At 56.3% G+C, this 20,212-nt stretch carries 19 protein-coding genes; 6 read left to right on the plus strand and 13 right to left on the minus strand.

Annotated elements, in window-relative coordinates; translation table 11 throughout:
* Positions 1 to 848, minus strand: an 848-nt coding sequence (locus ACI2KA_RS25995) for an alcohol dehydrogenase catalytic domain-containing protein (RefSeq protein ID WP_404505330.1), incomplete at its 3' end; no start/stop codon positions are given.
* A 154-nt stretch (positions 849 to 1,002) separates the two neighbouring features.
* Here ACI2KA_RS25995 and ACI2KA_RS26000 point away from each other — a divergent pair.
* The gene (locus ACI2KA_RS26000) at positions 1,003 to 1,923 is read left to right on the plus strand and encodes a LysR family transcriptional regulator (protein ID WP_404505331.1); all 921 of its coding nucleotides are present in this window, start codon (positions 1,003 to 1,005) and stop codon (positions 1,921 to 1,923) included.
* Positions 1,924 to 2,375: 452 nt separating this feature from the next.
* Here ACI2KA_RS26000 and ACI2KA_RS26005 read toward each other — a convergent pair whose 3' ends face one another.
* The 5 genes from ACI2KA_RS26005 to ACI2KA_RS26025 all read right to left on the minus strand — a co-directional run bounded on the left by ACI2KA_RS26005 (position 2,376) and on the right by ACI2KA_RS26025 (position 7,607).
* Positions 2,376 to 3,161, minus strand: coding sequence for an ABC transporter ATP-binding protein (locus ACI2KA_RS26005; protein WP_404505332.1), 786 nt, complete (start codon positions 3,159 to 3,161; stop codon positions 2,376 to 2,378).
* A 1-nt stretch (position 3,162) separates the two neighbouring features.
* Positions 3,163 to 4,011 (minus strand): ABC transporter ATP-binding protein, encoded by an 849-nt coding sequence (locus ACI2KA_RS26010; protein WP_404505334.1) that lies wholly within the window; start codon positions 4,009 to 4,011, stop codon positions 3,163 to 3,165.
* Positions 4,004 to 4,915: an ABC transporter permease gene (locus ACI2KA_RS26015; RefSeq protein ID WP_404505335.1), complete on the minus strand. Its 912-nt coding sequence runs from the start codon at positions 4,913 to 4,915 to the stop codon at positions 4,004 to 4,006. Before ACI2KA_RS26015 ends, ACI2KA_RS26010 begins: the two co-directional genes overlap by 8 nt.
* Before the next feature lie 4 nt (positions 4,916 to 4,919).
* Positions 4,920 to 5,939: an ABC transporter permease gene (locus tag ACI2KA_RS26020; protein WP_404505348.1), complete on the minus strand. Its 1,020-nt coding sequence runs from the start codon at positions 5,937 to 5,939 to the stop codon at positions 4,920 to 4,922.
* A gap of 66 nt (positions 5,940 to 6,005) precedes the next feature.
* Entirely contained in the window at positions 6,006 to 7,607 is a 1,602-nt protein-coding gene (locus ACI2KA_RS26025) for an ABC transporter substrate-binding protein (protein WP_404505336.1), read from the minus strand.
* Positions 7,608 to 7,731: 124 nt separating this feature from the next.
* Between ACI2KA_RS26025 and ACI2KA_RS26030 the strand changes: the two genes are divergently transcribed.
* From ACI2KA_RS26030 to ACI2KA_RS26040, 3 genes are read left to right on the plus strand one after another with little or no spacing between them, the layout of a single operon-like run.
* The gene (locus ACI2KA_RS26030; RefSeq protein WP_404505337.1) at positions 7,732 to 8,442 is read left to right on the plus strand and encodes a GntR family transcriptional regulator; all 711 of its coding nucleotides are present in this window, start codon (positions 7,732 to 7,734) and stop codon (positions 8,440 to 8,442) included.
* 13 nt (positions 8,443 to 8,455) lie between these two features.
* Positions 8,456 to 9,364 (plus strand): dihydrodipicolinate synthase family protein, encoded by a 909-nt coding sequence (locus tag ACI2KA_RS26035; RefSeq protein WP_404505349.1) that lies wholly within the window; start codon positions 8,456 to 8,458, stop codon positions 9,362 to 9,364.
* A 12-nt stretch (positions 9,365 to 9,376) separates the two neighbouring features.
* Entirely contained in the window at positions 9,377 to 10,516 is a 1,140-nt protein-coding gene (locus ACI2KA_RS26040) for a mandelate racemase/muconate lactonizing enzyme family protein (protein ID WP_404505338.1), read from the plus strand.
* Positions 10,517 to 10,855: 339 nt separating this feature from the next.
* Here the strand turns inward: ACI2KA_RS26040 and ACI2KA_RS26045 are convergent, their stop codons facing one another.
* The 7 genes from ACI2KA_RS26045 to ACI2KA_RS26075 all read right to left on the minus strand — a co-directional run bounded on the left by ACI2KA_RS26045 (position 10,856) and on the right by ACI2KA_RS26075 (position 17,623).
* Entirely contained in the window at positions 10,856 to 11,434 is a 579-nt protein-coding gene (locus tag ACI2KA_RS26045; protein WP_404505339.1) for a helix-turn-helix domain-containing protein, read from the minus strand.
* Between the two features lie 59 nt (positions 11,435 to 11,493).
* Complete coding sequence (locus tag ACI2KA_RS26050) at positions 11,494 to 12,687, minus strand: hydantoinase/carbamoylase family amidase (protein ID WP_404505340.1); 1,194 nt, start codon at positions 12,685 to 12,687, stop codon at positions 11,494 to 11,496.
* 93 nt (positions 12,688 to 12,780) lie between these two features.
* Positions 12,781 to 13,854, minus strand: coding sequence for an arginase family protein (locus ACI2KA_RS26055; protein ID WP_404505341.1), 1,074 nt, complete (start codon positions 13,852 to 13,854; stop codon positions 12,781 to 12,783).
* A 72-nt stretch (positions 13,855 to 13,926) separates the two neighbouring features.
* Complete coding sequence (locus tag ACI2KA_RS26060; protein ID WP_404505342.1) at positions 13,927 to 14,766, minus strand: substrate-binding periplasmic protein; 840 nt, start codon at positions 14,764 to 14,766, stop codon at positions 13,927 to 13,929.
* Between the two features lie 11 nt (positions 14,767 to 14,777).
* Entirely contained in the window at positions 14,778 to 15,536 is a 759-nt protein-coding gene (locus ACI2KA_RS26065) for an amino acid ABC transporter ATP-binding protein (RefSeq protein WP_404505343.1), read from the minus strand.
* A gap of 30 nt (positions 15,537 to 15,566) precedes the next feature.
* Positions 15,567 to 16,232, minus strand: a complete 666-nt coding sequence (locus ACI2KA_RS26070; RefSeq protein ID WP_404505344.1) for an amino acid ABC transporter permease — start codon at positions 16,230 to 16,232, stop codon at positions 15,567 to 15,569.
* 422 nt (positions 16,233 to 16,654) lie between these two features.
* A complete protein-coding gene (locus ACI2KA_RS26075; RefSeq protein ID WP_404505345.1) occupies positions 16,655 to 17,623 on the minus strand; it encodes a dimethylarginine dimethylaminohydrolase family protein in 969 nt (322 codons plus the stop codon).
* A gap of 140 nt (positions 17,624 to 17,763) precedes the next feature.
* Here ACI2KA_RS26075 and ACI2KA_RS26080 point away from each other — a divergent pair, with 140 nt between their 5' ends.
* Together ACI2KA_RS26080 and ACI2KA_RS26085 are read left to right on the plus strand one after the other, a co-directional pair.
* Positions 17,764 to 18,201: an Lrp/AsnC family transcriptional regulator gene (locus tag ACI2KA_RS26080; protein WP_404505346.1), complete on the plus strand. Its 438-nt coding sequence runs from the start codon at positions 17,764 to 17,766 to the stop codon at positions 18,199 to 18,201.
* A gap of 549 nt (positions 18,202 to 18,750) precedes the next feature.
* Positions 18,751 to 19,644, plus strand: a complete 894-nt coding sequence (locus tag ACI2KA_RS26085; RefSeq protein WP_404505347.1) for a nucleotidyltransferase and HEPN domain-containing protein — start codon at positions 18,751 to 18,753, stop codon at positions 19,642 to 19,644.
* Positions 19,645 to 20,212: the final 568 nt, after the last annotated feature.

The following is a 20,212-nucleotide window of genomic DNA, read 5'->3' on the forward strand; positions in this document are numbered from 1 at the left end:
CCCTGATCGCATCGCAAACCTCCGGTTTGCACCAGAGATTCAGATTCATCGCGTTTTGGGAAGGCCAAAGAGTCGAGATCAGCGAGGCGGCGTATTACCCCCGCCATCGCCTTTTCGGCGGTGTCGAAATCGTTAGTCGTGACCAGAAGAATGTCTGCGCCGCCGGCCTCAAGCAGCTCCTTGCCATCGGCGACGACGAGGTCAGCCCCAAGATCGGTGGCCAGCTTGTGCTTGTCCGGCGAATGCGTGATCGCGATGGTCTCAAATCCCAACGCTTTGGAGAACTGCACGGCGACGTGGCCCAGCCCGCCGATGCCCAGCACCGCGACCCGGTCACCGGGCTTGGGCTCCGCATCGCGCAGGCCGCTCCAGGTGGTATAGCCCGCGCACATCATAGGCGCGGCATCCGTGTAGTCGAGTCCGCCGGGCAACAGAACAGTGCCTTCGGCAGAGATCGCGATGTACTCTGCGTGGCCGCCCTGCGTCGCGAAACCGGTCGTTCTGGGTGAATCGCAGTACATAGCCGTCTGGCCGGTCAACGGGCGGTTCTGGCGGCAGTACGAGCATCGGCCGCAAGAGGACTGCACCCAGGTAGTGCCAACCCGGTCTCCCACCTTGCGTGTATGAACGCCCGCACCAACCTCGACGATCTCGCCGACCACCTCGTGACCGGGGGTCTGCGGATAGATATCGCCACCGGCGCCCTGAGTTGCCCAGACGTCTGTATAGCACATGCCAGAGGCGTGAATTTTCACAAGGACAAGCCCCGGCTCCGCCTTCGGAATGGGAACCTCTTGAACCTCCCAAGGCTTGTTCGCCCCGGTCATAACAACAGCTTTCATCTTCATCAATTTTTCCTCTCTTCGGCGGGCCGCTGGTGGGGTTGGTGGTTTGGGGGGGCCTCACAGCGACCAGGAGGTAGCGTGGACCCCGAGATGCTGCGCCCTGCGCTGATTTTATGACTCGTTGACTATCTAAACAATCTGATCAATTCTTGATGTCATGATGAAAGTAATTCATCAATCTAAGGGCAACGATCTGGCGGCCTTCGCCGCATTCCTGGCGGTCGCGACCCATCGCAGTTTTCGGAGTGCCGCTCAGGAGCTCAACATGACGCCCTCGGCGATCAGCCATTCGATCAAGGTTCTCGAAGAGCGGTTGAACGTCCGCCTGTTCAACCGAACGACTCGCAGCGTCTCGTTGACAGAGGCAGGAGAGCGCTTTGCCGCAAAACTCAGGCCGGCAATGGCCTCAATGGAAGAAGCCGTTCAGGATCTGGAGGGAAATGGTCCCGTCCCCAGTGGCACGGTGCGGATCAATGCCAGCGAAGGGGCTATTCGGCTGGTATTGCGGCCGGTGCTCGCACGCTTCCTGCGCGAGTATCCCCAAGTCCATCTCGACATAGTCAGCGATGGCAGGCTCAGCGATATCGTTGCCGATGGTTTCGACGCCGGCATCCGATTGGCGGAGGCCATACCAAAAGACATGGTGGCCATCCCGGTGATGGGAGAGGTACGCTTTGCGGCTATTGCGTCCCCCGAGTACTTCGAGCGCCGCGGATATCCAGCCGTACCACAGGATCTAAATAGCCACGATTGCATCCGCTTCCGGTTTGAAAGTGGGGCGATCTATCGTTGGGAATTTGAACGCCTGGGCGTTGTGGAGAAAATCAACGTTTCCGGGTCTCTCACATTGAGTGACCAACCGCTGATGGTGGAGGCCGCAATCGATGGGATAGGCATCGCTTTCGTGCCCGACCATCTTGCGAAAGATGCACTGGAAGACGGCCGCCTCAAGCGAGTTCTGGAAGAATGGTGTCCAGCGTTTCCGGGACTGTGTGTTTATTACTCGGGGCGTCGCCACGTATCATCCGGCCTGAGAGCGTTAATAAAAGTACTTTCTGAAAGTCGTTCCGAAAACTGAGGATTAGGTTTTGTTGACAAGGGCAGTTGCCAGAGCGATCCTTTTGGTTTGGGGAGGCACGGCGACAGTTGGGATTTACGATCTCAGACAATACGTCCTGAAACTCTTGAAGGGATGCGAACCGACAACCCGGACATTCGACCAGATGAATTCCATCGGAGATTCTGCGCCTGAGGGCCTGTTCATAAAGTGGATTCCCAAATCGCAAAAGCGTGTTTCAAGACTGCTTTTTAGGAGGCGGTTTGAGTTTGCGGATCGAGGGGCTGTGTACACTCAACGTGGGGAAAGTCTCGACCCGCGCACGATCTCGGCAATGTCACATGCTGCACGTTCTGTGGGTCGTCCGCCTGCCCCTGCAGCGATATACATGAGCGCTACGAAATTATAGGTCGTCCATGTGCGCTTTCGCCGTTGTGCCGAACACGGCATGTAGGACACCTGCGATCTCGAAGCTATCCGATTTGACATCTTGATACCGGCCTGCGCAAAGGAACATATCCCCTGCTGCCGTCCAGCAACGTACTCGTGTAGGAATGCCGGACATTGCCGTTCAGCAATTGCTCCCGAGACGCCACTTCGACAAACGTGCCGTCCTGCATGACCGCAACGCGATTGCACAAATGGGCGACGACCGCCATGTCGTGGCTGACGAGGATATAGGTTAGCTTCTCCCTCTCCCGAAGATCCTTCAGGAGATTGAGGATTTCGGCCTGAATGGAAACATCGAGAGCGGAGGTGGGTTCATCGAGCAGCAGGATGCGCGGCTTGAGGATGAGCGCGCGTGCGATGGCAACGCGCTGGCGCTGGCCACCCGAAAGCTGATGCGGGAACCGGTGCCGGAAGACGGCTGGAAGCCCCACATCGCGCAGAACCTGCTCCACCCTCTCCTGCCGGTTGTCGAGGCCGTGGATTTCAAGCGGCTCAAGCAGCGTCCGGCCGATAGTGTGACGCGGATGCAGCGATCCGAACGGATCCTGGAACACCATCTGCTGTCGGGCGAGCTGCGAGCGCGAACGCACCGGGCCGATCGTTTCCCCATCAATTGAGACAGACCCGCTCCAGTTCTTGATGCGGCCCGCCAGCGCACCGAGCACCGTCGACTTACCACAGCCGCTTTCGCCGACAAGGCCGAAGGTTTCGCCCTCTTCGACGTTGAAAGCGACGCTTTTCACCACTTGCCTGAAATCACGCCCGTTGCCGAAGGACACAGCAAGATCGTTGACCGATATGATGGACATTTTACACCTCCCCCCAGCTTCCCTCGCGTTTAAGAACTTCCAGCCGGTCTCTCGGGTGATCGAGGCTCGGCAATGCGTTCAGCAATCCGCGGGTATAGGGGTGGGTGGCCTCATCGAGCCTTGAGGCCTGCAAGGTTTCGACGATACGGCCCGCATACATGATGACAACGCGATCACAGAAACTCTTCACCAGGTTGAGATCGTGCGAGATGAAGATCAGCCCGATATTGCGCTCGCTGATCAGGTCGTCGAGAATGGACAAGACTTGCTGGCGCACGGTCACATCAAGCGCCGAGGTCGGCTCGTCGGCGATGATCAGCGACGGCGAGGAAATCAGCATCATCGAGATCATGATACGCTGGCCCATGCCGCCCGAGACCTCATGCGGGTAGAGATTGAAGACCCGTTGCGGATCGCGGATGTTGACACGTTCCAGCATCGCGATCGTGCGCTCATACGCCGCCTTTTTACCAAGCCGCTCGTGCAGGATGACGGTTTCCGCGATCTGTTCGCCCACCGTCATGACGGGATTGAGCGAATATTTCGGATCCTGCAGGATCATCGAAATCCGGCTTCCACGAATGGCCCGCATGTCGGCCTCGCTGGCGCTGAGAAGATCGACATCCTCAAAGCGCATCTCGTCGGCCACCACGCGGGCCGTTGCAGGTTGAAGGCGCATGATCGCCCGCCCAGTCGTGCTCTTGCCGGAGCCGGATTCGCCGATGATACCGACCTTTTCCCGGCCGACTTCGAGCGAGACATCTTTGACCGCATTGACGACGCCAGAGAGCGTTGGAAACTGCACCGACATGTTCTTGACCGAGAGGATCGGTTTTAGCTGTTCAGGCATTGCGAGGGTCCATGATGTCGCGCAGTCCGTCGCCAAGCAGATTGAAGGCGAGACTGACCAGAAGAATGGCGAGGCCGGGAACGGTAGTCAGCCACCAGGCATCGAGGAGATATTGGCGTCCGGAGGCCGCCATGGCGCCCCATTCCGGCATTGGCGGCTGCGCTCCAAGACCGAGAAATCCAAGTCCTGCCGCCGTCAGGATCACGCTCGACATGTTAAGCGTGAGGCGAATGACGATCGAGGGCGCGCAAAGCGGCACGATATGGCGGAAGAGAATGCGCCCCATCCCCGCCCCCTGCAGCTGCGCCGCAACGACGAAATCGGCTGACCGGAACGTCAGGGTCTCTGCGCGGGCCAGGCGCGCAATCGGCGGCCAGACAGTCAGGGCGATGGCGATGACAGCATTTTCAATGCCCGGCCCGAGCGCCGCCGAAAAGGCGAGCGCGAGAACGAGGCTTGGAAAGGACAGGAAAATATCGGTGATGCGCATGAGAACGACATCGACCCAGCCACCGAGATAACCCGCCGTCGCACCGACGGCAAAACCGATGGGCGCGACGATGATAGTCACCAGAATGCTGATATAGAGCGTGGTGCGGGCACCATAGACGAGACGCGAATAGACGTCGCGGCCGAATTCATCCGTGCCGAACCAGTGAGCGGCCGATGGCGGCTTCAGCGTCATCGTCAGGTCCTGAAGGATCGGATCGTGACTGGCGATGAGCGGCGCAAAGAGCGCAAGCATGACCAGCGCCACCACCACCAGAAAACCGGCAAAGGCAAGCGGATTGGCAAGCAGGTTCAGCCACAGGACATAGGCCTTGTGAAGCCGGGCCTGACGCATCGAGGAGAATTCCTCATTGATCAGCCAGCTGTGCAGATCGTTGAAGTAACGTGTCGCCATGATATCACCGGGTACGCGGATCGAGGAACCGATAGGTCAGGTCCGACAAAAGATTGATGGCAATGGAGATGATGCCGATCAGCAGCACGCTGCCGAGCACGGCATTCATGTCCGCGAAGAACAGGGCTGAGGTGAGATATTGCCCAAGCCCCGGCCAGGCAAAGACCGTCTCGATCAGCACCGTGCCGTCCAGAAGTCCGCAATAGGCAAGCGCCACGATGGTGAGAAGCTGCACCCGGATATTGCGGAAGGCGTGCCGCCAGACGATTGCACGCTGGCCGAGACCTTTCGCCTTGGCGGTCAGCACATATTCCTGACGCAGTTGCTCCAGCATAAAGCTGCGGCTCATGCGGCTGAGATAGGCCATGGCGGCATAACCGAGGATCAGAGCCGGGGCGGCAATGTGAAGCAGGGCATCCCGGAAGACCCCCCATTCACCGGCGAGCGCGGCATCAACGAGGATGGAATTCGTCGGCCCTTCGACCAGTCCCTCATTGTAGACGTCAAGGCGGCCGCTGCCGGGAATAAGTCCGAACTTGGCATAAAACACCAGAATGACGATGGTTCCGAGCCAGAAGATCGGCGTCGAATATCCCAACAGCCCGACGATACGTGCGACATTGTCCACCCACGTGCCTTTTCGCACGGCGGAGACGATGCCAAGCGGGATACCAAGCCCAGCGCCAATGATCGTCGCCAGCGTCGCCAGCTCGAGCGTTGCCGGGAAAACCCGTGCAAGGTCGCGGGCGACGGGATTTTTGGTGACATGCGACTGGCCGAAATCCAGATGCGCCACATTGCCGAGATAGGTCGCAAACTGCGCGTAGAGCGGCTTGTCCAGCCCCATCTCCTTGTAGACCCGTTCATAGGTCTCGTGGTCGGCCTGGTCGCCGATCACCGCAATGACCGGATCGGCGGGTACCATTCTTCCGACAACGAAGGTTATGACGAGCAGGCCTAGCAATGTGGTCAGGATGACGGCAAAGGATGCCGCCATCTTTCGCAATACGCCGAGCGCTGCCATGGCGCCTGCCGGAACGCCTGCGAATGTTTGTGGGATGCTCACATCATTCTCCTTGAACGGGAACGCCTAGTTGTCCTTCGAGACGGTGTCCCAGCGGGTCAGCCAGGTGGAATGGCCGACATAACCCTTGACCTCCTTACGCACGGCCTTGGCATCCGTGCGCTGGAAGGAGGTGATGAGTGCGGGCGATGCTTCCAGATAGGCCCTGTTGATTTTGGCATAGAGATCGGCGCGCTTTTGCTGATCGGTCTCATGTGCGGCCGCCGTCACCATGTCCTGAATGTCTTTTGGAACATCCCAGGCTGTACGCCAGGCCATCAGCCCCGCAAGCTTGGCATCGTCGGCATTGTTCGGATTGGTGGCGTAGGATGCAAGCACGGCATGGGGATCGGGCAGACGTTCGCCGGTGCGCGCTGAAAACACCTCGAATTCACGGTTGCGGAATTTGCCGATATGGTCGCCGCCCTGCAGGTCGAGCTTGATGCCGGCCTTGGCCGCATTGGCTTGAAGCGACTGCGCCACCTCATATTCAGGGGTGACCGGCGTTGCGAAATAGACCTTGGAAAAGCCGTTCGGATAACCGGCTTCAGCAAGCAACTGCTTGGCCTTCTCGATATCGAGCTTGTAGGGATTTTCGCCGCTTGCACCCGGCAGACCGCCCGGAATGATCGTCTGCTGCTTGATGCCGTAATATTTCATGACGGTATTGGCGAGACCATCGTAGTCGATCAGATACCGGAATGCCTCGCGAACCTTCGGATTGGACAGGATTTCGTCCTTCTGGTTGAGAGCGAGATAATAAAACCCGAATCCCGGCGTCTTCTGGATGTCAGCCTTGCCGCCCGCCTCGATAGCAGCAAGATCGGTCGAGGAAAGGCGCGTTGCGACATCGACATCGCCCGCCTCAAGCTGAAGCCGCTGGCCGGACGATTCCGGCATGTGGCGCAGGACCACACGGCGCATTTTCGGCGCGCCCTGCCAGTAATCCTTGAAAGCGTCAGAAATCAGTAGATCGTTGACCCGCCATGTCTTCAGCGAATAAGGACCGGAGCCGGCATCATTCGTTTGCAGGAATTCCCTACCCATATCGCCGTTCTTTTCATTTTCAGAGAGAAGCTTGCTGTCGAGGATCGAGGTCGAGAAGCTCGCAAGCGAAAACAGGATGAGACTGGGGTTCCATACCGCCGGCGTTTGCAGCACGATGGTCTTATCGTCCGTCGCCTTGATCAGCTCATCGACATTCTTATCCGTCAGGCCCCATTGGCGCAGGTCGACGGAAGGCGCGAGACCGAGCTTGACCAGCCGGCGCAGCGACCACTCGACATCCTTTGCCGTCAACGAGTTACCAGAGTGGAACTTGACCCCGGAGCGTATCTTGAAGGTGAAGGTCTTGCCATCATCTGACACCATCCAGCTTTCGGCAATACCGGGCTGCGGTTTTGTAATGTCTTCCGCCGACAGGACGATCAATCGCTCATAGAGATTGGCAACGATCTCGGCCGATTCCAGCTGGTTGATCTCGTTGGGATCAAGCCCACGCATCGACGACATGTTGGTAGCGATGACAAGCTGGTCAGCTGGCGTTGCGGCCTGTACCCCGGCAGACATCAGGAAAGTGGATGCCACCATGGCGGACGCGATCAGAAAACTGCGTTTTTTCATTTTCATGTTTCTCCTCCCCGAGACGCGCCGAACCTCATTTCGTGCGCAATTTTCATATCGACATCGATTTGAAATCTGATATATCAGATCTCACAAAACATTTTTGACGTCAACGGGGGAATTTCGGAACATGCAAAAAGAGGCATCGACGGAGGTTGGTGCGGACCGCATCGAAAAAATCGACCCGCGGTTTCTGACAACATTGCGCGACCACGTGCATAAGTCGCTGCGAACTGCGATCCTCTCCGGCCGTTTCGCGCCCGATGAGCGCGTCAACGAACGCCAGTTGGCCGAGCAGCTTGGCGTCAGCACCACGCCGATCAAGGAAGCATTGCGTCAGCTCGAAACCGAGGGATTGGTGGAAACGCTGCCGCGTCGCGGTGTGCTGATCCGTTATAATGCCGGATGGGCCGAAGAAATGATCCTGGCACGCGCAGCGCTGGAATCGATGATTGCCCACCTGGCCGCCAAACGCATCGGCAAGGATGAGGCACGCATTCTGGAAGAAATCGTCGTGCGGATGAACAAGGCGACGGAAGAGGGGATAGCCGACGATCTGATCGCGCTGAATGAAACCTTTCACGAGAAGATTCACATCGCCTCCCGGTGCCAGTATCTTTCGCGCATGATCGAGCGGCAGCAGTTTTACGACGCCAGCATCCGCCGCATCATCCATTCGGATCCGCTCGAGCGTGACAAGGCGCTGGCCGAACACACCGCGATCGCGTTGGCCATCATCTCGAATGACAGCGACCGCGCCGAACGGGTCATGCGCGATCATGTCGTGCGTTCCGGCGACACCTATCTCGACATCGTATTCAAGAAAAATGAGGACATTTGACGTGACCGAGGCAATGGAAAAAATCCGCACGGCCCTGACCGGAATATCGGGCGTACCCGTAACACCTTATAAAACGGATGGCAGTATCGACACGGCCAAGCTTTCGGCTTTGATATCGCGTCTTGCTGATGCCCGCGTTCACAACCTGATGGCCGCCGGCAATACCGGTGAGTTTTTCACCCTCACCATGGAAGAGGTGCGTGCGGTTCATGCCACAACCATCAGGGCAGCCGACGGAAGGTCCCTCGTTAGCGCTGCCGTCGGCCGTTCGCTGACCGAGGCGAAGGCGCTGGCCCGCGACGCCATTTCCGAAGGCGCGGACGCCATTATGGGTCATCACCCTATGGATCCCTTTGCAGGCCCGAGCTTCCAGGCGAAATATTTTCTCGAATTGGCGGAAGCCTCGACGGTTCCCGTCATCGCCTATGTCCGCAGCGATACTTTTTCCGTTGCCGATTTTCGCAAACTTGCGCTGCATCCGAACATTGCCGGCATCAAATTTGCTTCGGGTAATCTGATGCTTCTTGCCGAGGTGATCCGCACGACCAAGGACGCACCGGCGATCTGGGTCTGCGGTCTGGCAGAAGGATGGGCACCCGCCTTCTACGCTCTGGGTGCGCGCGGCTTCACCTCGGGTCTCGTGAACGTCTTCCCGGAATTTTCCCATGCGATCCACCAGTCGCTGGAAAAAGGCGATTTTGCAGCGGCACGCGCCCTCATCGACGACATCGCCGGCTTCGAGGTGCTTCGCACGAAATATCACAACGGTGCCAATGTCACTGTCGTCAAGGAAGCGCTCGGCATGCTTGGAACAGATGTCGGCCCGGTGCGCATTCCCGGCGTCGAACGTCTTACCGAAGCGGAGCACGCTGAATTGCAGGCGATCGTCGACAATGTCTCGGCAAAAAGCCGCGCGGCCTGAGGACCAACATTCATGCACATAACAGGCTTCAAGACATACATGCAGCGCGTGGACGAACGTCCGCGCCTGCTTTTGAAAATCGAGACCAGCGAGGGTATTTCAGGCTGGGGCGAATGTTACAACCATGGCCCGGACTTGGCCTTACCGCCGCTTTTCGACTATCTCTTTCACCAGATCGAAGGAGAAGACCCGCGGCGCGTTGAATTCCTCATCCTCAAGCTCAATCAGCAATGCCGTTTTCCGCCTGGTGCGCTCGGCCTTGCTGCGATTTCGGCGATCGACCATGCGTTGTGGGATATTGCCGGCAAGGCCGCCGGCGTCCCGGTCTATATGCTGCTTGGCGGAAATGTGCGCGACCGGGTGAAAGTCTATTGCGGGGTCTACACTGCGCCCGATCCGGAAGCGGCCCGCGACCAGACGCAGGAACTCAACGAAACCTATGGTTACACAGCCTTCAAGCTCAGCCCTTATCGGCGCGATCTTCATGCCGGACGCTGGGGAGAACTTGTCAAGGAAACAGGCGACTGGTTCGGCAAGATCCGTGAACTGACCCCGTCTCATTTCGAATTCGCCTTCGATGCGCATGCCAAAATCTTCGAACCCTATCAGGCGGTCCAGCTTGCGGCAGCCATCGCGCCCTACGATCCGCTATTTTACGAAGAGCCGATCCGGCCCGAACACATTCCCGCCTGGACGGAGCTGAAGGCGAAGGTCAATGTGCCTTTGGCAACGGGTGAATCGCTGTATAACCGCTTCGAATTCCTCTCCCTGCTGTCTGCGCGCGGCGCTGACATCATCCAGCCCGACATCTGCGTCGTGGGCGGCATCACCGAAATGCGACGGATCGCAGCAATCGCGGAAGCGCACTACGTCACCATCGCGCCGCACAACCCCATGGGTCCACTCGCAACCGCGGTCAATATTCACTTCTGCGCCGCACAGCCGAACTTCAAGCTGCTGGAGTTCAAGCCACATGTCCACGCGCCATGGGCAGTTGACCCATATATGCCCGTCGACGGCCATATGGAGCTTCGTGCCGATCGGCCAGGCTGGGGCCTGGAAATCGACGAAAAAGCGCTGCAGGATGAAGATTATATTCACTGGGAACGAAAGATTACCCGCAAGCCGGACGGCGCGACGGCCTATCCTTGATGGTGTCTTCAGGAACAATCCCGGCTGCAGCTGTTTGATGTAAGACCATTCGTTTGTGGCTGATACTCGGCGACGGGACAAATGCCAGCACTCTAATGACTAAGCTTCGCAGCAACAGACTGAGCGGGCTACGCAGAAAGATCATCGGATCGTCCCGGTTGGTCGGTATGGTGCGGCGGTACCAATTGCATATCAAGGACCTGATACGGGATCGGTAATTGTCATCCAGCCTGAGGGGTTCAATCCAACGCTGGTATAGGTGGAAATCAAATTCGTAGATGTTCCTGAGAGGTGCGGTCAAATGCTCTTTGCCAACTCGCAGGTGGCGGGCCACCGACGCTAAAAGGTCGGTGGCGAGTTAAGCCAAAGAACGGAAGCCGTAACATCCCCAGGGTTGGAGTACCCGTGAGGTATTTCAGACACGAAGAATACGGCATCGCCCGTATTCATTCGTGTTGTCTCGCCATCCAGAATGAGGTCGATTGCGCCATTTAAAACGTAGACGAATTCCTCGCCTGGATGCGTGATGCACCCATCTGAGCGGCCACCCACCGCTACGTGGTGGATATTGATCTGGAAGTTACTCTCTGGAGCCAGGACCGAGAATGCCTCAAGTTGAATCCCGTCCCGTCCCCGTAACAGGCCGTCAGCGAGAAGAGGACGCTGCCCTGCCGGGACAAACGTCACCGGCTGTGAACGCGCTGCCGGCATCAGATTGCCGATGTTTGTGTCCAGTGCCGTAGCTATTCGATGGAGTGTGTTAAGAGAGGGTCTTGTCTTTCCCTTCTCGATCTTGGAAAGCAACGCCACCGAACATTCCATCTTCTCTGCGAGACTGGAAAGGGTCATCTTCCGCGCTTTTCTCAGTTCATGAAGTCTCTTCCCGAAATTTTCCGATAGCAATTCTTCTTGCTTCATCCCATGCTCTCATATGTTCAGGTCGTCAGCGATTGGTGCCTCTGCCGGAATATGCACTCCTAAATGCTGTGGACGCAAGAATAGACCGCATGCGCGAGAACCTTTGCTCCCAGTTTGATATCCTCGATTTTGGTATCTTCTTCAGGTGCATGGCTCCGCCCGTTGATGCTCGGCACAAACATCATTGCAGTTGGAACCGACTGTGCCAGTATCATCGAGTCGTGGATTGCGCCACTGGGCAAACGCATCGGGGACACACCGTGGCTTATGGCGCTGTTTGTGATGAGGTTCTGAAGATCGGCATCCAAGGCAATCGGAGCGAGCCGGCTGACCTCGTCGCATGAAATCAACACCCCGTCTTCGCCATTCATCTCGGTTACGAGTTCCAAGAGCGCGGCTGAGAGGCGGTCAAGTGCGAGGGGATTGAGATCGCGGAACTCCAAAAGCAGTTCTGCATCCTCAGCCACGACATTGACCGCGCCAGGGAAGAATTCGGCCCTCCCCAAATTCCAAACACTGTCCGAGGATCCAAAAAATCTGAACCTATCCGGAAGAATGTGACCGAAATGGAAGAGGATGCGCGCAGCGTCGCGGCGAAGAGCAATCGGGGTTGTGCCGGCATGATCCGCCCGCCCCTGAAAGCGGACGACGTATCGTCGCATTCCGAAGATACCCGAGACCACACCCACCGAGAGTCCCGACACCTCCATTCGTGGACCTTGCTCGATATGCGCCTCGAAGAATGCTCGGTGGCGAAGAGGATCGAGCTTGATATCGCTTTCGACGGGAAGGTCCGTGCCACGCTTCGCCGAAACGAACGCATCTGGCAAGCTGGTCAATTTCCCGCAAAACCAGCTACTTCCCAAGCAACTGAGAAAGGTGCCTTCCTCGTCAGAAAAATTGATCAAATCGATCCCGACATTCGAGTTTGGATGAACCTTCGACCAAGAGCGAGCGATCTCGAGGCCGTATGCTAGCCCTAGTGTTCCGTCAAGCCAACCACCTGTGGGGACGCTATCGGAATGCGACCCGATGAGAACTGTCTTTTTCGCTACTGGAGCTTTGCCGTAAACATTTCCCACCGCGTCCATGCGAACGTCCAGTCCCGCATTCGACATCTCACCCGCAAACCAATGCCTTGCAGCCATATCTGCATTTGAGAGAGCGGTGCGGCAGACGCCATTTCCGTCCCGCCCGAAACTCGCCAAAGTTCGCAGTGTTTCGATCACCGCGTCGCCATCAATCTCGATCATTGTCGAATCCATTGCCGCCGTCCTCAGGATCGGCCACTGCATCAAGGTAAAATTGGGGAAAGAGGGGGAGGCAATGCTCCCCGGTGTCTGTTGTCAGAAGTTCGCTTTGCCATCCGCTTTGCGCATCGCCAAGCCAGCAAGGAAATAGGTCACGGCGTAGACGATGACGCGATACATGATCGCCGAGCCTGGCGGAATGCACAGGAACGACAGACCAGTGCAACCTCGCTTGCCGACTTCGTGGGCGATGCGGATAGCCTCGTAATCCGTCATCCCGATCGGCTCTGCCAACTCGCCCAGAACATCGCCTTCTGTCGGTCCGGCACCACCCAGTACGTCCATGTCGAAGTGAGCGTAGATGCCGTTTGTACCGTCATAGGCGTGCTTGAGATTGTCGATCACACCCTGGATTCCAAGTTCGGTACGGATTTTGAACATCGGCATGAAGCAGGCGCCGTTCCGGAGGTAGTGACGAACAACATCGGGGTTCTCGAGCATCCCGCGCTCACCGATTTCGACAAGGTTCTTGATTGCATAGTTGGGGCAATCCCGAAACAGCTTGTCCTTCCAGTTCGTCGACCCGGCGACGTAGTCGCTCATTGTCGCCCAATCATAGGGCCAGCAATCCCAGTGGGTATCGAGACTCACCATCCCGACCGGACCTTTGACATGCTCTGCGACGGGACGCCCTATTGCGTATGACGCGCATGGTGAATTCTGTCCGATCACGATCGGGACCGCGCCGACGGCCAAAGCCGCTTTCACCTTTTTTTCGACTTTTTCCTGCGCCTCGAGTATTCGTTCGACCGTGCCCTCGTAGCTTGCCTCAATCGGGATATCGACGTCACCGTAGTCCACCACCTTCAGATGCTCGAAGATGTCGAGATCGAAGTCCTGGACATAGCCGCCGCGGTAGCGGATCGACTGCTGGCGTACGCGCTCAGTAGCTGCAAGCCATTCCGCTTTGTCCACACCGCTGTACTTATTGCCCCAACCAGCGGCGAACGGTGCTCCGATGATGACCGCGTCAGCACCAACCAGGTCGTCGTCCCGAATTGCATGAGGCACACCGAGGAAGGTCGGCATTTCCGCCTTGATGCGGGGGAAATGTGTCGTGCGCCAGGTCTTTCCTGCGAGGGTATCCTGCCAACTGGGGTAATGAGGCATGACCGTTTCGTCCTTTTGTTCGATCGAAGATGTCGGTAGGGAAGCCGCGCCGTGGCGCGGCTCTGGAACCAGTTATTGCAAGCCCTTTGGGAACTCGCGGAGGTTAGGTTCGTTGACGAAACGGCCGCCCTTGACGTATTTCGAGGTGATCGCTTCCAACTGACCCGAAATGAGCAAGTTATCGAGCCCCACGTTTAGGAGCGCTTGCAGTTCGCTATTTCCCTTCTTGACGGTCCAGGCGATCGGCAGGAAGTTGACCTGCTTGTCTTTGAAAAGCACCTTCACGCCAGGCTGTTGTTCCGCGAACTTCGAAGCGGTGAAGACATCCTCGAAGCTGGCATCCGCGCGACCTGAGGCGACTTCGATGAAACCCGCTGTAAGATTGCCGCCGCCCAACGACATCAGCTTCGCCTTGGGAATCGTACGGCGTACATAATCTTCGGCGGCAGTGCCCTGGACGACAGCGATGCGGACGTCTTCTTTGTTGAGATCGGCGACGGCGTTGAAACGTGTCTCGTCGGCCTTAACCACAGCCACGCTCCCCAAATAGAAGATCGGTTTCGTGAAATCGACAGCCGTAGAGCGCTTTACCGTCGCGAACGTGGCTCCTATGGACATGTCGAACTGGCCTGCCTGCAGGCCAGCCACGAAATTCGCCCACGTGGTCTCGACAAATACGGGTTTGACGCCCATCTGCTCGGCAATCGCACGGGCCGCATCTACGTAAAAGCCCGTCAGTTCGCCGGATGCCGGGTTTTTGGCTATGCCAGGAGGAGATGGGATGTACCCGATCTGCAATTCTCCTTTCTGGAGAATCTGACTGATTTCGCCCGCCGCTTCGGCTTTCGGAACGCCAAGAGCCACCATCGCACTCAGGAAGAGTGTTGAAATAAATAAATGAAACTTCTTCATGTTCTGCCCTCTTAGTTATGAAGGACGCGAGCGAGAAACTCTCGTGTTCTCGCGTTGTCCGGGTTGGTAAAGATTTTGTTCGGCGGCCCCTCTTCAACGATCCGCCCTGCCTCCATGAACACGATGCGGGTGGCCACATCGCGTGCGAAGCTCATTTCGTGGGTGACGATCACTTTCGTCATGCCCTCGGTGGCAAGGTCTCGGATAGTGGTCAGAACCTCGCCGACAAGTTCTGGATCGAGCGCCGAGGTGGGCTCGTCGTAGAGCATGACCTCGGGCCGCATCGCGAGCGCCCTTGCAATTGCCGCCCGCTGTTGCTGTCCGCCGGATAGCTTCGTGGGCCGCACGTCTCGCTTGGCAGTCAACCCGACTTTTTCGAGCAGTTGTTCTGCGTGGGCAATGGCCTCGTCACGGGAAACGCCCTTTACCTGGATCGGTCCCTCGATAATGTTCTCAAGTGTCGACATATGAGGGAAGAGGTTAAAGTTTTGAAACACCATCCCCATCTGCGCACGTAACCGGTTGGTGTCATGCTCGGGTGCCAGACGGCGGTGCCCCTTGTTTTCGGTATAGCCGACCAAACGGCCACCAAAGCGCACCTCGCCCTCGTCGTATTTCTCGAGGAAGTTGATGCATTTAAGCAGTGTGCTCTTACCGGAGCCGCTCGGCCCGATGACGGCAACGACGTCGTGGGGCTTGACCTCGAGATTGATTCCGGTGAGCACGCGGACTGGCCCGTAGCTCTTTGCCAGGTTCGAAATGTTCAACATGTGAGGATTTCCGTTGGGGAAGGATGTGGGTCAACTGTGCATTTTCAAGCGACGCTCGAGCCGCTGTGAAAGCCAAATCCACGGATAGGTAATGATGAAGAAGAAGACCGCCAGAAAAGTATAGATTTCAAGTGGGCGATATATCGTCGTGATGAGATTGTTCGACTCTTGCAGGAGCTCATACACTGCGATCGTCGAACCAAGGGTTGTAAGCTTCATAAGGTTTGCGAACTCATTGATCAGCGGCGGAATCATCTTCTGGCCGGCTTGCGGCAGGATGATGCGACGAAGCGCCTTAAAGTGGTTCATGCCGATCGATTTTGCGGCCATAAACTGACCAGAGTCCACCGCGTTGATTCCGGCTCGCACGATTTCCGAGACATACGCGCCGGAATGGATACCCAGTGCGATTATAAGCGAGGCCATTGCGCTCAGCTGATATCCGAAAAGTATAGGGAAGCAGTAATATAGCCATATTATCTGCACAAGAGCTGGAGTTGCGCGGATTGACTCAACATACAGAGATGTTGTGCACCGAACTACAAAGTTATTCGATTCTCTCGTGATGCCAACGAGAAGACCTAATCCAAGGCCTATAATTGATGAGAAGAATGTTATTTCAAGAGTAGTGAAAGCGCCGCGCGCAAATATTTGCCAATATTCGGCGATTATGCCGAACTGCCATTGGTATCCCATTCTCATGTTCCCGTTTTTGCCCGTCTTTCGCAGGCTGAATTTAACTGACAGTTAAAATGTGTATATTTACCTGGGTTGTCAATGCGTTTTTTAAAAGAAAATCCGGAGCATTTTCTTCAATCTATGAGGGCGATTACAGGTGTCCTCAATCGAGTTTTCGGGCAGTAACGCCTCGCACGGCGTAGGGTCGTAGCGACGAGGTAAAGATGATTGCAGGAGCATTTGCCTATGGCTTGAACCAATCGGTCAAACGCGCCAATGACCACTACTTTTGATTGAAATCGATGTTGCATCGACGTTATTCACCTTACTGTTCTGATCGATAAACGACAGCGGCTGATAACTAACGCCGAACGTTGTTTTCGGTGCCTCGGAGCTGATGACGCGATCCACCATTTTGCCTGTTGTGGCGCTTCCGGTCTTTATGTGGCCGTTTCTCGCGCGAGAACACCCGTCAGGCAACCGACGCTTCCGGCAGCCTTGGAGAGTTCGTCGGTTCCCACCGTGAAGCATTCGACGTCGTGGTCTTCAAAAAATGCCTGATACTTTCTAAGGCCGGCGACCATCATGACTCTGCGAGGACCGAGCGTCACGAAATTCATTGCGCGATAGCTTTGCGTGTTGTCCTCATAAGGCGGAAAAATCACCTCGATACCGCGGGCCTCCAGCGCCCGAACGGTCGCAAGCGGCGTTCTTCTCGGCCAGCAGACGGCAAGGTCTTTGTCCACTATGCGCAACATGCCCATGAAGTGCATCGTGCCGAAAGGCATATCCACAGTGATTGTCTCGCAACCAATTTCCTTCAAGACGGAGGTGATCTGATCGATTGCCTCCTGATTCGTTCGATGACCGCGGCCGATCATGGCCGTGCGCTCGTCAAGCCACATTAGATCGGCGCCTTCGAAGGTCGCCGAGCCTGTCAGTGTCTTTAGGATGGGTACGCCGATGTCAGCCAGTCTCCTGGCGATCAAGCGTTCCTCACCTGCTCGAACCTCGCCCGCAGGGCGTGCAATGATCGCACCCTGAGAAGTCATCACGAAAAGATCTGCACAGAACATCTGATTAGGAGTCGTCTTGCCTACGGGCGAGACATGGTGAACTTCTACCCCCTGCGCACGATAGGCCTCACACATTGCCTCATGTTCTTCCCGCGACTTCGCACTGTCCAGCGGCTCAAGCATCAGCGATTTTTCAAGGTCGAGGTCTTCGGCGAGCTCGGAACCCGGTGTGTGAACGATGACTGCCTTCAGCTTTCGCCATTCAGAGTCGATGCGGTAGGACGCCCACTGCTTTCCGAATTCATTTGCATGCGACAGTTGGCGAGGAACCCAGCCAACTCCGCCATATGCGGACGTTCCAAACGAACTACCCTTTTCTCCCCAAACCGTCATGCCTTGGCCTTTCATCGTATGAGGAGACGGCAACGCCCCCTGTCCCATCGGTGGCCAAAAGATTGTCCGTCTTTTGAGATTGTCCCAAGTTTCAATTGTGACTAATGTCTAGGCCGTTCTGATCGAAGTGGGAAGTTGAAATGGCCGAACTGGATACCATCGATCGCCAGATGATTGCCCTACTACGCCACAATGCACGAGAGCCGATCGCCACCTTAGCCCACAAGCTGGACATCTCAAGAACGACGGCACGAGCTCGGCTGAAGCGCCTGCTTGACGGCGGTGTCATTCAGGGGTTTACGATCAAAGGAGATGCAACGCGTCCCGGTCTCGTGAGGGCAGTAATGCTGGTGAAGATCGAAGGGACGAAGTCTGATTTAGTCGTAAGGGAGCTAAATCGCATTCCCGAGGTGGTAGACCTCTACTCGACGAGCGGGCAATGGGATTCGATCGTCATACTCGAAACCGATTCGTTGCCGAATTTCGACATGTTGCTCCGCCGGATAGCAGGACTGAATGGGGTCAAGGTCACAGAGACCAGCCTGATGCTGACATCGAGACGATCGATAAGGGCTTAAGATAATTTGTCAACCAAGCAGGCGGGGCGGTAAAACTCTCGGCCATGCCTTTGAACACCGGTGTAACATTCGTGAGCTACAAGCGCATTTTGCTCGCGCTTTAAGGTGGGTACCTGCAAGCGTGCACCGGACCGATCCACCCGCCCTTTCGCTGGTCGGGATATTCGAGGGCACGCACTTCTATCGCTGCCTTCTGCGCGACATAAAGGGTGTTCGGCTCCCTGTCGAGAGGGCAAACAGCATCCCGTGACTTCCCTGGGTTCCGGCCCGTCATCTTCAGCATCGCGCAGAGGCAACATAATTGTCCACCTTGTGAAAGCGGAGTAGTTTAAGCGTGCTCGGGAAACCAAAATCGTTTATGAGAGAGCGTCATTCACCCAAAGGTAGGAACTGAGCCCTTGGTGAGCGAATGTTGCCGGCTGGGACAGTCAAGAGGCTTCCATCGCAAACTTTCGTGGCGTTCTCCGCACGCTACTACAACAATGTGGAGTAGCAATAGCCTGCCGATCGCGGCTAGAGTATCTGTCTAGAAGAATCGATGGTGAGGCCATGAAAACGGATATCGGACATCTTCCGCAGGTTAAGCAGCGCGAACTGGAAAGGGTCGTCCGGATCATCCATGAAGAGTTCGCCGGCATTGTGGAGCGCGCGAAGTCTGATGCCAAAAAGGACGGGCGGATTTATAAAATCATCCTGTTCGGTTCCTACGCCCGTGGCACTTGGGTGGATGAACCCCACACCTCAAAAGGCTATCGATCGGATTTCGACATCCTCGTCATCGTCAGCAACAAGGAACTGGCCGATCCGAAATATTGGGACAAGGCGACCGACCGGCTGATGTGGGACAAGGAGATTGAAACACCCATCGGCCTGATCGTGCATGGCGCCCGAGAGGTCAGCAATTTCCTGCATGACGGCCAGTATTTCTTTGTCGATCTCGCTCGCGAGGGTATCATCCTCCATGAATTCGATGACCGGCCGCTGGCCGAACCGAAGCCGCTCAGCCCAGAAGATGCGCTTAGGGTGGCGGAGGAGCATTTTGAGAAGCAGTTTCGCAACGCGGTTGACTTCCTTAAAGGTTCGAAATTCTTCGTTCAGGAAGAGAACCTTAATCTCGCAACCTTCAATCTCCATCAGTCAGTCGAGACGGCCTATTCCTGCTATTTGCTGACGGTGACCAACTATTCGCCTCCCTCACACAATCTGAAATTCCTGCGTGGACTTTCGGAGGATCGTGACCGCCGTCTCGTCGATATCTGGCCTCGCGACCATCAGCGCTTTATCGCATGGTACAACATTCTCAATGAGGCTTACGTCAAGGCGCGTTATTCGAAGAAGTTCGAGATCAGCGAGGAAGCGCTCGCGTGGCTTCAGGAACGGACGGCTGAATTGCACGTCCTGATCGAGGCTCTCTGCAAAGAGCATATTGAGAAGCTTCGGTAAGGGATGGGGTAACCAAGATGAATTCACGCCACGTTTCATCCACGGCGCCGAAACCTGTCTTGCCGACTCTTTGATTTTTTATGTTCGGAGAGACTACGATTATACAGCAGGTGCGCTGAAAGTCATGATGAACACACAGTGATTACGATGGAACCAGGTCTACTCAACATACATGTGGGTCATCGGATACTATCGAGAGGTTTGCAGCTTGCAATGTCGCAAGCGGTACTGGCAGAAAACGTCGAGGGTGACATTCCAGCAAATCCAGAAGTACGAGCGTGACACGAGCAGCGTGAGTGCGTCGATGTTGTTTTAATTTGCGCGGGTTCTCGGGGTTCCGAAGCCTTCTGGCATTGCTGAAACCTCAAGGGCGGGCAATGGCAAATCGGCGTGTATCGGGATGATCGCAATTTTTTCCCTATCAGGTCGAAAAAGGCTGAACCAGTGTCTCTAACTGTAGAGTTGGCGCGAAACCTTATACGCCGCCTCGCTGATCTCGACTCTTTGGCCTTCCCAAAACGCGATGAATCTGAATCTCTGGTGCAAACCGGAGGTTTGCGATGCGATC

The organism is Agrobacterium sp. NPDC089420, from assembly GCF_044900305.1.
Taxonomy (GTDB): Bacteria; Pseudomonadota; Alphaproteobacteria; order Rhizobiales; family Rhizobiaceae; genus Agrobacterium.

What these genes read in the sequence shown, in the direction of transcription:
- ACI2KA_RS26025 (WP_404505336.1), bottom strand. Translation starts at nt 7,607, where the DNA reads ATGAAAATGAAAAAACGCAGTTTTCTGATCGCGTCCGCCATGGTGGCA.
- ACI2KA_RS26060 (WP_404505342.1), bottom strand. Translation starts at nt 14,766, where the DNA reads ATGAAGAAGTTTCATTTATTTATTTCAACACTCTTCCTGAGTGCGATG.
- ACI2KA_RS26020 (WP_404505348.1), bottom strand. Translation starts at nt 5,939, where the DNA reads ATGGCAGCGCTCGGCGTATTGCGAAAGATGGCGGCATCCTTTGCCGTC.
- ACI2KA_RS26055 (WP_404505341.1), bottom strand. Translation starts at nt 13,854, where the DNA reads ATGCCTCATTACCCCAGTTGGCAGGATACCCTCGCAGGAAAGACCTGG.
- ACI2KA_RS26010 (WP_404505334.1), bottom strand. Translation starts at nt 4,011, where the DNA reads ATGCCTGAACAGCTAAAACCGATCCTCTCGGTCAAGAACATGTCGGTG.
- ACI2KA_RS26065 (WP_404505343.1), bottom strand. Translation starts at nt 15,536, where the DNA reads ATGTTGAACATTTCGAACCTGGCAAAGAGCTACGGGCCAGTCCGCGTG.
- ACI2KA_RS26050 (WP_404505340.1), bottom strand. Translation starts at nt 12,687, where the DNA reads ATGATCGAGATTGATGGCGACGCGGTGATCGAAACACTGCGAACTTTG.
- ACI2KA_RS26030 (WP_404505337.1), top strand. Translation starts at nt 7,732, where the DNA reads ATGCAAAAAGAGGCATCGACGGAGGTTGGTGCGGACCGCATCGAAAAA.
- ACI2KA_RS26005 (WP_404505332.1), bottom strand. Translation starts at nt 3,161, where the DNA reads ATGTCCATCATATCGGTCAACGATCTTGCTGTGTCCTTCGGCAACGGG.
- ACI2KA_RS26040 (WP_404505338.1), top strand. Translation starts at nt 9,377, where the DNA reads ATGCACATAACAGGCTTCAAGACATACATGCAGCGCGTGGACGAACGT.
- ACI2KA_RS26000 (WP_404505331.1), top strand. Translation starts at nt 1,003, where the DNA reads ATGATGAAAGTAATTCATCAATCTAAGGGCAACGATCTGGCGGCCTTC.
- ACI2KA_RS26035 (WP_404505349.1), top strand. Translation starts at nt 8,456, where the DNA reads ATGGAAAAAATCCGCACGGCCCTGACCGGAATATCGGGCGTACCCGTA.
- ACI2KA_RS26080 (WP_404505346.1), top strand. Translation starts at nt 17,764, where the DNA reads ATGGCCGAACTGGATACCATCGATCGCCAGATGATTGCCCTACTACGC.
- ACI2KA_RS26075 (WP_404505345.1), bottom strand. Translation starts at nt 17,623, where the DNA reads ATGACGGTTTGGGGAGAAAAGGGTAGTTCGTTTGGAACGTCCGCATAT.
- ACI2KA_RS26045 (WP_404505339.1), bottom strand. Translation starts at nt 11,434, where the DNA reads ATGAAGCAAGAAGAATTGCTATCGGAAAATTTCGGGAAGAGACTTCAT.
- ACI2KA_RS26070 (WP_404505344.1), bottom strand. Translation starts at nt 16,232, where the DNA reads ATGGGATACCAATGGCAGTTCGGCATAATCGCCGAATATTGGCAAATA.
- ACI2KA_RS26015 (WP_404505335.1), bottom strand. Translation starts at nt 4,915, where the DNA reads ATGGCGACACGTTACTTCAACGATCTGCACAGCTGGCTGATCAATGAG.
- ACI2KA_RS26085 (WP_404505347.1), top strand. Translation starts at nt 18,751, where the DNA reads ATGAAAACGGATATCGGACATCTTCCGCAGGTTAAGCAGCGCGAACTG.